This is a genomic window from uncultured Rikenella sp., assembly GCF_910579375.1.
Lineage (GTDB): Bacteria > Bacteroidota > Bacteroidia > Bacteroidales > Rikenellaceae > Rikenella.
This window is the reverse complement of sequence record NZ_CAJTUJ010000048.1, coordinates 1-12,859: the sequence shown is the minus strand read 5'-3', so window position 1 is coordinate 12,859 and position 12,859 is coordinate 1. Positions and strand designations below refer to the sequence as shown.

Genomic DNA, 12,859 nt, shown 5'->3' with positions numbered 1-12,859 from the left:
AGACCAGTTGCACTGAAATTCAAATCCAAACCGCTGTTGCTTTTTGTGCCGGAGGAGTAGTTGAATCCGTGGTTGCCGACACTGTTCGGCGCGCCCGATCCTGCGTTGCGGAAGCCCGGGGCGGAGGCACACCCCAAAAAACACAGACCCGACAACTCGCCTAACACCCGACAAACCATGGACTTCGGATTCACCATCAACGCCCCGCGCGCCATCTACCTCGACCGGATAGACCCCACTCTCCGAGACCGCATCATCCGACGGGAACCCACCACCCTGCTCTGCATCGGCTGCGGCAGCTGCACCGCCACCTGCACCGCCGGACAATTCGCCCCCTTCAGCCTCCGCAAAGTCCAGCACTGGATCAGACGAGGAGAGTACGAAACCGCGAAAAACGCACTCAAAGCGTGCATGCTCTGCGGAAAATGCCGGATGGTCTGCCCCAGAGGGGTCAATACCAGAGCCGTGGTGCACACCCTGCTGGAAACCTTGTAAACCCGCAGGCCCTGCCCCACACATCGAAAAACCGACCCGAAACCCACTATGCCCACGACACGATACCTGATCGCCGCCCTCGCCGCCGCCTTTTTCCTCGTCCCGTTCGGCACCTCGCGCGGCGGCGCAGTCCAAGCCGGAACTGCGACCCAAACGACGGCACAGTCCCGGAACGACGGCGCTGAAACAAACGGCGAAAAAGCCATCGTCAACTACTACGGCGACCTGATGGCCAAACGCGGGCCGAACGACACCGTCCTCTACCTCAACGACCACGTCGCCTTCCACCACAACGGAGCCTTCATCCAGTGCGACAGCGCACGGCGGTACGACGAATACCGTATGGAGTGCTTCGGAAACGTCATCATCAACAAAGACTCCACCTTCATCTACGGCGACCGCGCCAGCTACGACGGACACACCAACCTCGCCAAAGTCTACTCCCCCCTCCTGAAACTCGTCAACGGAGAGGCCACCATGTGGGTCTACGACGAAATGGAGTTCGACACACGCACCAACGTCGGCAAATACGACCGGGGAGGAGTCATCTTCCTGCGCGACAACCTCATGGAGTCCGATCGCGGGATCTACTACGGCGACTCGGCCCTCATTACCTTCGCCGGACACGTCGCCCTGCGGAACACCGACTACCGGATGCGCACCGACTCGATCGGATACGACCTGAACAACGAGATCGTTACGTTCCTCGCGAAGACCTATATTTGGGATCAGGAGCGCGACTTCCTCACCGCAGACCGGGGACAGTACGTCCGCGCGACCCAGACCTACCACTTCACGCGCAACGCCTACGCCATGACCGCCGACCAGGAGTTCTGGGCCGACACGATGGACTACGAAAGCGTCGGGAGGCGGGTGACCCTGCGCCGCAACATCCAGATGCTCGACACCGCCCAACGGGCGATCGGGCTGGGCGACTACGGCTTCTACGACGACTCGCTGAGCAACGGGATGCTCACGGCACGACCGGCCGTGATCCTCTACGACAGCGTGGCCGAACCGGACAGACTGGCGGCAGACTCTTCGACGCTATGGATAACCGACTCTTTGCCCCGGACGGAACGGCCGGCGGCGGACTCCACTTTTGCGCGGGCCGATACGCTGTTTTTCCAGACCTACGGGCCGGGGCGGTCGAAACCGGGGCTGAAAAAACGGCAGGCGCAGGGAGATTCGACCACACGCACCGTTCCGACGGACAGCTCGGCGATGGCGGCGGATTCAATGGCCAGGGCAGATTCAACCGCGATGGCGGCAGACTCGACCGCGGCGGGCAGGATTCGGCGGGCGGCGGCGATCGGAGCCGAAGAACCGCCGCTGCCGACGGCACCGGACTCGATCCTCTTATCGCCTGACCCGTCGGGAATTGCGCCGCGCAAAGACTCCCTCGAACGGGTCGTCCGCGGACGGCATCACGTCAAACTGTGGCGGACGGACGTACAGGGGATTTGCGACTCGCTGACAGCCTACTCGGTGGACTCGATGGCGATCCTTTACGGGCGGCCGGTGATCTGGAACGGCGACAACCAGCTCACGGCGGATCGCATCGAGCTCTTCAGCCGCGACGGCGAGATCGACTACGCCGAATTCATCGGCTCGCCGTTCATCACCCAAAAGGCCGAACACTCCGACACGCTCTTCAACCAGGCCGAAGGGCGGTTCCTTCAGGCGTGGTTCCGCGAGAACGAAATTCATCGGGCTATCCTGACCGGGAACGTCATCAACTATTACTTCGTGGGACAAGACAGCCTGCCGCCGGACGAGATGTACGTCGTCTCGTCCGCCAGCCTCACCATCGACTTCGAAGACCAGGAGCCGGTGTACTTCAACTGGGGAGGATCGGGCGACGGATACGTCGACCCGCTGGACAAGGTGCCTGCGGGCCAGTCGTTGCAGCTGAAGGGCTTCAGCTGGGAACCGGAACGGAAGCCGACCGACCGGTACGACATCACCGACCGGTCGGTGCGGCCTTCGCAGCGGCGCGAGGCGGAGGGATATCCCCAGCCGGTCTTCTCGATCGAAGAGCGGTTCCGGCAGACGCGCCAACGGCTGATCGAAAGCGGCACCTGGCGGGATCGCAACGAACCGCTGTGGGTGACGCTCGACATCTTCAACACCTCCACCCTGCTCTACCAATAGAACCACATAATACATTGACCATGAAACCTTTACATACCACCCTCCTGTGCTGGGCCCTCTACGGCACCACGCTCGCCACCGGCATGGCCGCACCGGCCGAAGCTTCGCCGAAACCCCGGAAAGAGTACCGACGCGGACTCGAAGCCATCACCCGCCGGAATGCCGAAGCCTCGCTGCGTTTTCTGGCCTCGGACGAAATGGGAGGCCGACTCGCCGGATCGGTCGAAGGGCAGATCGCCGGGCAATACATCCGCTCGGAGCTGGAACAGATGGGATACTCACAACAGATTACGGAACAACCGTTTACGGGCAGAAAAGGCGAGGCGTTGCGGAATATTCTGGTCAAGATTCCGGGACGGGATACCACCCGGCAGGTGATCGTCGGAGCGCACTACGACCACGAGGGACGGCGCGACGGACGCGTCTTTCCGGGCGCGGACGACAACGCCAGCGGCGTGACGGTGCTCCTGGAGCTGGCCTGGGCCGCTGCGGCGACGCGAACCCAGCCGGAACACACGCTGATCCTCGCCTTCTGGGACGGCGAAGAGCGCGGCCTGCAAGGCTCGCGGCACTACGTCTCGCGACTGGGGGCGGACACGGCGCGGATCGACTGCTACATCAACTTCGACATGGTGGGACGCAACACGGACGAGGCGCGGCCGCGTCTGTTCCGCTACTTCTACACGTCGGCCAAACCGGAACTGAAGACCTGGTACGCGGAATCGGTCCAGGCGGGCGGCCTGACGGAGCTGGAAGCGGACTTCCGCCCGTGCGACCGGACGATCGGCGGGAGCGACAACACGCCGTTCGCCCGCGCAGGGATTCCGATCGCGTGGTACCACACGGACGGCCATCCGGACTACAACACGCCGAACGACACGCCGGATCGGATCAACTACCCGAAACTGGTGGATATCGCCCGTTCGGCCTGGTACCTGATCTGGCGGATGGCCTACGTGGAGTAAGGCTCCTCGCCGGGCGGGCGTTTTCCGCACCCGGGGAGCCTCCGGCGGGTCGAGCGCGAAAAAAGAAGGCATAGGGTTTGGAAATTCGAAACGAACGCATTACCTTTGCACCGTCTTCCGACAAAGGGGAGGCACAAATTTATTTGGCGAGGTAGCTCAGCTGGTTAGAGCGCATGATTCATAATCATGAGGTCGAGAGTTCAAGTCTCTCTCTCGCTACTTAATTCTCAAAGGGTTGCAAATTACTTTGCAACCCTTTTCTGTTTGGCGGAAACCATCCGGCCCGTCCGTTCCGGGAAAATCCGCTCTCCGCCGCCCCATCCAACGCATTAAATGCGATTTTTCATTAAATTTGTAATAGTTTGGATCTTTTAGTAAACCTACTCAAGAGACGAAACGGTTTTCAGGCAAATTTCAAGCGTTCGATATGGTGAAAAATCTACTGACTATCGGAATCGGCTGCATCGTCGGGTGGCTGATGGCGGGATGCGACACGCCGGGCAGACGGCTGCGCTCGGCGGCCCAAGCGACCGGAAATCCGGAGATGCACCGGGTGGCGGAGCACTATGCCGACGACCCGCTGCGAGCCGAGGCGGCGAGGTTCCTCCTCGAAAACCTCCGGGGGCACGCCACACGCACGTTCGACCTCGTGCAGAGGCGGACGGGCGAGGTATCGGACTATTCGATCTACCGGCCCGAAATCACCGGAAGCAATTATCGGACGGCGCTCGACTCGCTCGGGCTGGCGGTGCGCTACCGCACCGAAAACGACGAGGAGGCGATGACGGCGGACTACCTGATCCGAAACATCGACCTGGCGTTCGACGCCAGGGAACGGTATCCGTGGGCGCGGCACTACTCCGACTCCGTTTTTATACGCTACGTGCTCCCCTACCGGATCGACACCGAAGAGCTCACGGACTGGCGGACGTTCTTCCGCACGCGCTACGAACCGATGATTGACACGATGGCGGGACGGAAAGATATACGGGGGGTGGCGCGGCTGATTATCCGGGATATCCGGAAGTGGTTCGGGTTCCATCCGGAGGCGTTGATGCTGAAACCGGCGTTCACGCCCGAGGAGGCGATGGCGTGCGGACGGGGCGAGTGCAACTCGGCGGCGGACATCTTCGTGCTGGCGCTGCGGGCGATGGGGATTGCGGCGACGAAGGATATGATTCCGGTGTGGGGCACTTCGGACGGGGGGCATGTCGAGGCGGTCTATTTCGACGAGCTGGGCAATCCGGTGCTGCTGGACACGGGGGAGTGGCTGGCGGCGGGGCCGCCGCGGATCTACCGCATGGAGTTCGATCGGTCGGCGGAGGCGGCGCGACGCTTTGGACAGCCCTATTTCCGGGCGGTGACGGGGGAGTATGTGGCGACTTCGAACCCGCGGGTGGCGTTCGACTCGGTGGCGGGGCCGGATGAGCGGGCGGCGCTGGCGGTCTTCAGCAACGAGCGCTGGCGGCCGGCGGTGTGGGCGGAAAGGCGGGAGGGGAAAGTGGCTCTTTTCCGGGAGATCGGACGGGGGATTCTCTACCTGCCGGTGCTCACGGACGGGAGGTCGGTGCGGCCGGCGGGGCGACCGTTCCGGCTCGATCCGAGGAGCAATCTACAATACCACGAACCGAACCTGAACCGGTTGGTGACGATCGATCTGACGCCGTTGATTCGGGAAGCCGAGCGGGACACGCTGAACCCGAATCACTACTATGTTGCGTATTGGACGGGGCGGGATTGGCGGGAGTGCGGGCATCCGATTGTCCGCCGTTCCGGCGGGTCGGAGGACGGTCTGACCTATTCGGTGGCTGGGGTGCCGGACGAAGCTATTTACGGCCTCTTCGACAAACGCACGGGGCGGACATACCACCGCCGCATCTTCCGCAACGGCCGGGGCATAGCCCGGAGGTTCTGAGAGGAGATTTTATTGGGGTATCTTTTCAGGATATCGCTTTTTGCAGCGCGCCCCGGGCTTCCGCTACTACCCCTCGGGCGCGCTGAACGGTGTCGGCAACCACGGGTACAGCTGGTCTGCCGCCTCGAGCGGCATCCGCGGCCTGGAGTTGTATTTCCGTTCGCAGTACCTCGATCCCAGCCTCTCGGACTACCGCGCCCACGGTTTTCAGTTGCGCTGCCTCTCGGAATAAACGGTGCCGCTCGGCACTCGAAGACTGGCCGCCTCGGCCCAAATAGCCGGCAACCTCTACCCTACTTTTATTTGACCTTAGCGGGTCGGACGCCCGGGTGGTATCGCAATTTTCGACGCGAAGCGGCGTATTGCGGGCCGGCGCCTGCCCACGGGCGGCCCGCGCGACTCTGCGAGTCGCAAGAGCATTACCCCCTTTTATGAGAAATCTGTCTTTCGGTTTCGGGCTGCGCGCTCCCCGGGTGGGCCGAAGGCCCAGCGCGCAAGCCCGGCGGTTCTACGAACCGCAAAAGCACAGCCCATTCAACCGCCCCAATTCTGCGAGGTGCGTTCTCAGCCGCCGCCAGCGGAGAACGAACATTAAGGCTGAGGCGGCCAGTAAAAGACGCTGTGCATCCCCTCCGCATCCGGGGGTTGCGGGCCGACCGTTGTCACGAGGACTTAGCTATTCGCTCGCGGCCCAAAACCTGTCAAAAAGCTGCCCAATCCACCGCCCCTGCCCAACCCCAAGCTCGGCCCAGCGCGGCGGGAAAACCGGATACGGTTTTCCCGCCTGAAGAACAAGCATAGCCCAAAGCTCGCCCCAGTTCTCCGCCCCGTGTCCGCCTCACTGCGGCTCCGCTGTCGCTCCGCCGCGTTTGCCGTCGCCCGCTGGGATTTCATCTCGATTTTGCTGTCGCAAAATGAGCGAAATCCCTTTTTACGCGGGCGGGCGACGGTTTTCGCACGCTGTTCTCTGTTCCGCGCGGTCGAGCTTCGAGCCGGACAGAACTGCCCTGCGCGGGCGGCGTCCGGGTGACCCCGGCGGGACGGAGCGATACTGCGTATCGCTTAATCAACTCAGCCCAACTCTTCGTTCGCGCGCCTGGGGAAATCCTGCCAAAACGCACAAGTGCATTTTGACGATTTCCCTTTTAAGGCGTCGGCGCGCGTCGATTTGAGGGTACTGTTCTCGTTGGCTTCGCCTTCCTCCTCGCCGCTCGGCAATTGGCAAACTGCGTTTGCATTGCCCTCGCTGGCAGCGTCGGTTGTGAACAAAGAGAACCAGAAAAACTTTCGACGGATGCTTCGCATCCTCCAGCTGCCGACGGCCCAATAAAACGCCCGATGGCAGCCTCGGCCCAGTCCCTTGGCTGGCGCCCTGCGCGGAGGTCGGAAAAAGACGAAAATTCCTGCCTTCTTCCCCTCCCTGACTGAACGACAAACAAATAAATGTCGTATCTTTGTACTTTAAAACAAACAACAACTTACGACAGTGAAAAAAATCAAAGGCGCGCTGATTTCCGTCTTCTATAAGGACGGGTTGGCAGAGATCGTTCGCGAGTTAGATAAGCACGGCGTGAAGATATATTCGACCGGCGGGACACAGACCTTTATCGAAGAACTGGGTGTCAAGGCCCATGCCGTCGAGGATCTGACCGGGTATCCGTCGATACTCGGCGGGCGGGTCAAGACCCTGCATCCGAAAGTCTTCGGCGGTATTCTCTCCCGCAGGGACAACGAGACCGATATTCAGCAGGTCGCACAGTATGAAATTCCCGAGATCGACCTCGTGATCGTCGACCTCTATCCGTTCGAACAGACCGTGGCCACGCCGGGAGCGACCGAACAGCAGATTATCGAGAAGATCGACATCGGCGGGATCTCGCTCATTCGCGCCGCAGCCAAGAACTTCAAGGACGTCGCGATTGTGCCGAGTGTGGCGCAGTACGGCTATATCCTCGACCTGATCACCAAACAGGACGGCGCTACGACGCTGGAGCAGCGCAGGCATTTGGCGGCAGAGGCGTTCAACGTGAGCTCGCACTACGACACCGCGATTTTCAACTACTTCAACCGCACCGAAGGGATTCCGGCATTCAAGCAGAGCTTTACGGAACAGAAAGCTACTCACTTGCGGTACGGCGAAAATCCGCATCAGGCGGCGACATTCTACGGAGATCTGTCCGAACGGTTCGAACAGCTGCACGGCAAGGAGATCTCCTATAATAATATGCTCGACATGGATGCCGCGGTGAACCTCATCGGCGAATTCGCCAATGACTCTTCCGGCGCTGCATTCGTGATCATGAAGCACAACAACGCCTGCGGGGTGGCGGTGCGACCGACTTTGGTCGAGGCGTGGAAAGATGCGCTGGCAGGCGACCCGGTATCGGCGTTCGGCGGAGTGTTGATTACCAACCGGGTAGTCGATAAGGCTACGGCTGAAAAAATCAACGAAATCTTCTTCGAAGTCATTATGGCGCCGGGGTATGAGCCGGAGGCGCTGGCCATTCTCGAAACCAAGAAAAACCGGATTATTCTCAAAACCAAGGCTGAGGTCGGGACAGGTGGTTGCTGTGCCTGCGGACGGCAGTTCCGGTCGCTGCTCGGCGGGGTCGCCGTACAGGAGCGGGATGCGAAGGTAGGGGGGCTGGATTCCGAGGCTAAACAGGTGACGGCCAAAGGAATTACCGATGCGGAATTGAAAGACCTGATCTTCGCCAACAAAATTGTGAAACACTCGAAATCCAATGCGATCGTTTTGGCCAAAGGCGGCATGCTGCTCGCCAGCGGCATCGGGCAGACCTCGCGGGTCGATGCCTTGAAACAGGCCATTGCCAAAGCGAAGTCGTTCGGGTTCGACCTGCGGGGTGCGGTGCTCGCTTCGGACGCCTTCTTCCCGTTCGCCGACTGCGCCGAGATCGCTCATGGCGAAGGGATTGATACGATCATTCAGCCCGGCGGCTCGGTGCGCGACCAGGAGACCATCGACTATTGCAACGCCAACGGGATGGCCATGGTATTCACCGGATTGCGCCACTTCAAACACTAAACCGCCTCATGGGACTCTTTTCATTCCTCACCCAGGAGTTGGCCATGGACCTCGGGACGGCCAACACCATTATTATTTATAACGACAAGATCGTCGTCGACGAACCCTCGATCGTTGCGCTCGACCAGCATGCCAACCAGCCGGTGGCCATCGGGAATCAGGCCCGGCAGATGCACGGGAAGACGCACCAGGATATCAAGACTATCCGGCCGCTGCGGGACGGGGTGATCGCCGACTTTACGGCTGCCGAGATGATGATCCGCGGGATGATCAAGATGATCAAATCGCGGAACAAGATGTTCAGTCCGTCGCTCCGGATGGTGATCTGCATCCCGAGCGGTTCGACCAACGTCGAGATTCGTGCCGTGCGCGACTCGGCGGAGCATGCGGGGGGGCGCGAAGTCTATATGATCTACGAACCGATGGCGGCAGCGTTGGGGATGGGGCTCGACGTCGAGGCGCCGGAGGGACACATGGTCGTCGACATCGGAGGGGGGACGGCCGAAGTGGCTGTGATATCCTTGGGCGGTATTGTGTGCAACGAGTCGATCAACGTGGCGGGAGATGTTTTCACGGAGGACATCCAGACTTACATGCGGCAGCAGCACAACATCAAGATAGGCGAGCGGACGGCCGAAGAGATTAAGATTGCGGTGGGGGCTGCGATCGACAATCTGGACAATCCGCCGGACGACCACATCGTGCGGGGGCCGAACATCATCACCTCGTTGCCGCTGGAGATTCCGGTGTCGTACAAGGAGGTGGCGCATGCGCTGGATAAGTCGTTGATGAAGGTCGACGCGGCGATTATGAAGGTGCTCGAAAAGATTCCGCCGGAGTTGTATTCGGATATCGTGAAGAACGGGATCTACCTTGCTGGTGGGGGGGCTTTGCTGCGGGGTTTGGACAAACGGCTGTTTCAAAAGACGCGGATACCGTTCCACGTTTCGGAAGACCCGTTGCGTGCGGTGGCGCGGGGGACGGGGATCGCGCTGAAGAACATCGGTCGTTTCTCTTTCCTGATGCGGTAGGGCGCAGGGGGTAGAGGCTGCTAGTGGAAATGCGCGAGCATTTCCTGTCTACGGGACGTGGGGCCTGCGCGGCCTGAGCGCAGTACCCTCCCGTAGGACAGCCGCGCGCCCCGCCTAAAGGAGCGATTCAGCTATTTCCGGCGGTTAGCCGAATATAGATGAATCGCGCAAGGCGCGCGAAAGAGCGGCGGAGCCGCAGTGAGGCGGACACGGGGCGGAGCTTTGGGCTGGTTCTTGCGACCCTTTGGGTTGCCGGCCTTGTCGCCCAGCGGCTTTGCCGCTCGGGGGGATGGGCGACAGGCCGCACACAAGAGATTAGGGTTGTATATTGGGCCGAACCGTTGGCCGGGCTCCTGCGACTCGCAGAGTCGCGCAGTTCGCCGCCACCCCCTGCGGCGGGCTGCAACTCGACGGGGCTCGTTGCATTCACCGCTGGCGGCGAACAGCATCAACAAGGCGCGTCAAAGACGCATTTGAAAAAACGGGGCAAACTTTGAGTGATGGGTCGGGCTGACTTCTTGCGGTTCGAAGAATCGCGCGAGCCGAACGCCTCCCACCGGGCGGCTCGCAACACGCCGCTCCGCTTCGAGAGTTGCCGTTTCTCCCGGGCGTCCAACCCACCAAGGTAAAAAAAGTAGGGTAGCGGCTGCCGGTTGTTGGGGTAGTTCCAGCCAATATTCGAGTGCCGAGCGGCACCGTTTATTCCGAGAGGCAACGCAACTGAAAACCGAAGCCGCGATGGTACGCATACGAAGGATCCATGCCCGCCGCACCGAACAACAAACGCCAGGCGCGCGTGCTGCCGCCCGGCACCCATGCAGACCAGACCGTACCCTCGCCGCCGACGCCGAGCAGCGCGCCATCCGTATGATTGCGGTAGCCCGGGGCGGGCAGGGGGAAAACCATTGAATCCGTCCCCGCCTCTGCCCGAAGAGTGCCGAAACAAACACTTCTTCGACCGCAAATAAAGGCCGCCCCCTGGATTCCCGACAGGCTTCGGCCGACACGATAAAAACGAACCCGAGTTGCTGAAACTACTTCTTTTTCTCAAACGGATCTACTACGTCCTCCTGTTTATCGCCCTCGAAGCGATAGCTATCGGCGTATTCCTCCACAGCAACCTCTACCAGAAAGCCCGCATCGCCGGAGCTTCCGACCGGCTCGTCAGCGGTATCTACGACAAACTCGCCGACATCGGCGAATACTTCAGCCTGCGCGCCGAGAACCGGCGGCTGCTCGACGAAATCGCCCGGCTGAGGAGCCTGCCCCAGCCCGTCACGCCCGTATTGGGACACACCGCAGTCGACGATTCGATCCCCGTCGCCGAACTCCTCCAACAGTATCGCTATCAGCCCGCCCGCGTCATCCGGAACAGCATCAGCAAACGCGAAAACTACATCACCATCGACCGCGGAACCGTTGATGGCGTCGAACCCGAGATGGCCCTGATCGCCGACGACGGAATCGTCGGATACGTCGTGCGCTGCTCCGACCACTTCTCCGTCGCCGTCTCCATTCTCAACACCCGGGATTTCCGCACCAGCGGACGGATACAGGGGAGCGACTTCTTCGGCTCCATCTATTGGGACGGGCTCAACCACCGCGAAGTCATCCTCGACGAGATTCCCAAATACGCCGACATGGAGGTCGGCGATACCGTCGTGACCACCAACTATTCGTATATCTTTCCGCCCGACCAGCCCATCGGCACCGTCGAGAGCTTCGAGATGGTCAACGGGACATTCTATAAAGTCCGCGTGCGGCTCTTTACCGACCTCGCACGGCTTCGCCGCGTCTACGCCGTGCACTACCTCGAACAGGAAGAGCGGCGCGCCCTGGAGAGCACCGTCGGGAATGCCGAGACCGGCATCAGCGACCAGACTGCAGCCTCGGTGGCCGGAAGCGGCGGCAATAACTTCGGCATTTCGGACGGAACAGAAGAAGGAGGGCGACCATGATCCGGTTTTTGGAATACACCGCAATTTTCCTGCTCCTGCTCATTCTTCAGGAGTTCGTCTTCGACAACATCAACCTCGGCGGCGTGGTGAACCCGTACATCTACATCATGTTCATCATCCTCCTGCCGTTAGATACGCCGGGATGGCTCTTGCTGATGCTCGGCTTCGGGAGCGGAGCCGCCGTGGACTTCATGTCCGGGACGGCAGGGTTGCAGACCATCGCATCCACGTGGCTCGCATTCGTGCGACCGACCGTCGTCGGGCTTTTTCTCGGCAAAGAACTCATTTACGAAGGAGGGATACCTACGGCGGGGCGCGTCGGGACATCCCGTTTTCTGCGCTATGTCACCGCCCTCGTCCTGCTCTTCAACCTTCCGTTTTTTATCCTCGAAGATCCTTCGGGAGCGGTGTGGATGATCGCACTCCGTATCGTGCTCAGCTCGATATTCAGCATCGGAATCATATACTTTTTGCACCTCCCGCTCGTTCGTACCGCAGTGAAAGCCTGATTCCCCCTCCTTTAGTTTGCAACGAAAGTCCATGAATATCCCCTCCAGACGCCAACAGATACTCTACCTCGGCCTCATTCTCGTCGTGCTCGTTCTCGTCGGCCGCCTCTTTTGGATCCAGGTCGTGGACAGCTCCTACAAAGAGTACGCCCGGAACAACGCCATGCGCTACATGGTGCAGTACCCCTCGCGCGGCGAAGTCTACGACCGGAACGGCGAATTCCTCGTCCAGAGCACCGAATCCTACGACCTGATGGTCATTCCGCGCGACGTCGAACCCTTCGACACCGTTTTCCTCGCCGAGACCTTGGGCGTCACCGTCGAAGATATCCGCAAAGCCCTCGACAAAGCCCGGCGGTACTCCAAACGGCGCCCCTCGATGATCTTCAAACAGCTCCCCAAAGAGGTGAAATTCAAACTCGACGAACGCCACCTCGTCGGTTTCTATACCCAATACCGCACCTCGCGCACCTATCCCCGGAAGATCGCCGGCAACCTCCTCGGCTACATCAACGAAGTCGATGAAGCCACCATCAAACGCGACCCCTATTACCGCATGGGCGACTACATCGGCAAGAGCGGCATCGAGAAGTCCTACGAGCAGTACCTGCGCGGGAAAAAAGGGGTGAAAGTCGAACTCGTCGACGTCTACGGCATGCCCAAAGGATCGTATGCCGACGGGCGTTACGACACCCTTCCGGTGCCGGGCGAGGCGATCACCTGCACCATCGACGCCGACCTGCAACAGCTCGCCGAAGAGCTCATGGCGGGTAAAATCGGCTCCGT

General features: G+C 60.7%; 10 protein-coding genes, 1 tRNA gene and 1 pseudogene. 11 read left to right on the top strand and 1 reads right to left on the bottom strand.

Features of this window, described 5'->3' with window-relative positions; translation table 11 throughout:
* Positions 1–177 precede the first annotated feature (177 nt).
* From QZ302_RS05695 to QZ302_RS05660, 8 genes are all read left to right on the top strand, one after another.
* Positions 178–495 carry a 4Fe-4S dicluster domain-containing protein gene (locus QZ302_RS05695; RefSeq protein ID WP_294593499.1) on the top strand — a complete coding sequence of 106 codons (318 nt, stop codon included), beginning with the start codon at positions 178–180 and terminating at the stop codon, positions 493–495.
* 48 nt (positions 496–543) lie between these two features.
* Positions 544–2,649, top strand: a complete 2,106-nt coding sequence (locus QZ302_RS05690) for an OstA-like protein (protein WP_294593497.1) — start codon at positions 544–546, stop codon at positions 2,647–2,649.
* A 20-nt stretch (positions 2,650–2,669) separates the two neighbouring features.
* Entirely contained in the window at positions 2,670–3,614 is a 945-nt protein-coding gene (locus QZ302_RS05685) for a M20/M25/M40 family metallo-hydrolase (RefSeq protein WP_294593495.1), read from the top strand.
* A 145-nt stretch (positions 3,615–3,759) separates the two neighbouring features.
* Positions 3,760–3,833, top strand: a tRNA-Met gene (locus tag QZ302_RS05680).
* Between the two features lie 208 nt (positions 3,834–4,041).
* Complete coding sequence (locus QZ302_RS05675; RefSeq protein WP_294593493.1) at positions 4,042–5,529, top strand: hypothetical protein; 1,488 nt, start codon at positions 4,042–4,044, stop codon at positions 5,527–5,529.
* A gap of 40 nt (positions 5,530–5,569) precedes the next feature.
* Positions 5,570–5,761 carry a hypothetical protein gene (locus QZ302_RS05670; protein ID WP_294593491.1) on the top strand — a complete coding sequence of 64 codons (192 nt, stop codon included), beginning with the start codon at positions 5,570–5,572 and terminating at the stop codon, positions 5,759–5,761.
* A gap of 1,254 nt (positions 5,762–7,015) precedes the next feature.
* Entirely contained in the window at positions 7,016–8,575 is a 1,560-nt protein-coding gene (purH, locus tag QZ302_RS05665; protein WP_294593489.1) for a bifunctional phosphoribosylaminoimidazolecarboxamide formyltransferase/IMP cyclohydrolase, read from the top strand.
* An 8-nt stretch (positions 8,576–8,583) separates the two neighbouring features.
* Positions 8,584–9,606 carry a rod shape-determining protein gene (locus QZ302_RS05660; protein ID WP_294593487.1) on the top strand — a complete coding sequence of 341 codons (1,023 nt, stop codon included), beginning with the start codon at positions 8,584–8,586 and terminating at the stop codon, positions 9,604–9,606.
* Between the two features lie 699 nt (positions 9,607–10,305).
* Here QZ302_RS05660 and QZ302_RS05655 read toward each other — a convergent pair.
* A complete protein-coding gene (locus tag QZ302_RS05655) occupies positions 10,306–10,512 on the bottom strand; it encodes a hypothetical protein (RefSeq protein WP_294593485.1) in 207 nt (68 codons plus the stop codon).
* Positions 10,513–10,631: 119 nt separating this feature from the next.
* Between QZ302_RS05655 and mreC the strand changes: the two genes are divergently transcribed.
* From mreC to QZ302_RS05640, 3 genes and pseudogenes are all read left to right on the top strand, one after another.
* The gene (gene mreC, locus QZ302_RS05650) at positions 10,632–11,564 is read left to right on the top strand and encodes a rod shape-determining protein MreC (RefSeq protein WP_294593483.1); all 933 of its coding nucleotides are present in this window, start codon (positions 10,632–10,634) and stop codon (positions 11,562–11,564) included.
* Positions 11,561–12,073 (top strand): rod shape-determining protein MreD, encoded by a 513-nt coding sequence (locus tag QZ302_RS05645; protein ID WP_294593481.1) that lies wholly within the window; start codon positions 11,561–11,563, stop codon positions 12,071–12,073. Before mreC ends, QZ302_RS05645 begins: the two co-directional genes overlap by 4 nt.
* A gap of 31 nt (positions 12,074–12,104) precedes the next feature.
* Positions 12,105–12,859, top strand: a pseudogene (locus tag QZ302_RS05640) (penicillin-binding protein 2); the annotation flags it as partial.

Bases quoted from the DNA above. Each gene is read 5' to 3' on its own strand.
- QZ302_RS05675 (WP_294593493.1), top strand. From the start codon at position 4,042: ATGGTGAAAAATCTACTGACTATCGGAATCGGCTGCATCGTCGGGTGG.
- QZ302_RS05695 (WP_294593499.1), top strand. From the start codon at position 178: ATGGACTTCGGATTCACCATCAACGCCCCGCGCGCCATCTACCTCGAC.
- QZ302_RS05690 (WP_294593497.1), top strand. From the start codon at position 544: ATGCCCACGACACGATACCTGATCGCCGCCCTCGCCGCCGCCTTTTTC.
- QZ302_RS05685 (WP_294593495.1), top strand. From the start codon at position 2,670: ATGAAACCTTTACATACCACCCTCCTGTGCTGGGCCCTCTACGGCACC.
- QZ302_RS05660 (WP_294593487.1), top strand. From the start codon at position 8,584: ATGGGACTCTTTTCATTCCTCACCCAGGAGTTGGCCATGGACCTCGGG.
- QZ302_RS05655 (WP_294593485.1), bottom strand. From the start codon at position 10,512: ATGGTTTTCCCCCTGCCCGCCCCGGGCTACCGCAATCATACGGATGGC.
- QZ302_RS05645 (WP_294593481.1), top strand. From the start codon at position 11,561: ATGATCCGGTTTTTGGAATACACCGCAATTTTCCTGCTCCTGCTCATT.